This window comes from Streptomyces sp. SID13031 (assembly GCF_010548305.1).
Taxonomy (GTDB): Bacteria; Actinomycetota; Actinomycetes; order Propionibacteriales; family Kribbellaceae; genus Kribbella.
Map to the genome: position 1 here is coordinate 1 of NZ_JAAGLV010000127.1, position 383 is coordinate 383.

Here is a 383-nt window from a genome sequence, read left to right on the forward strand (position 1 = left end):
TGATCAGGAAGCCGTGGGCGCCGTGCACCTCGACGACCTGGAAACCGGCGGCCAGCGCGCGCCGCGCGGAGTCCGCGAAGTCCCGGACGAGCTGCTGGATCTCCTCCAGGGTCAGTTCATGAGGAACGGCCAGTCCGCCGAACGCGATGGCGCTGGGGGCGACGGGCTGCCAGCCGCCCTCGGCCTCGGGCACGTACCGGTCGGAGAGCCAGGGCTTGTCCATCGACGTCTTGCGGCCGGCGTGGGCGAGCTGGATGGCCGGGACGGCGCCGTGCGCCTTGATGGCCTCGACGATGCGGGTGAACGCCTCCTGCTGGCGGTCGTTCCACAGACCCAGGTCCCAGGGGGTGATGCGTCCGTCGGGGCGTACGGCGGTGGCCTCG

1 pseudogene is annotated in these 383 nt (G+C 72.1%); it reads right to left on the bottom strand.

The window, feature by feature from the left end:
* Positions 1-383, bottom strand: a pseudogene (locus G3I17_RS39550) (NADH:flavin oxidoreductase/NADH oxidase); the annotation flags it as partial.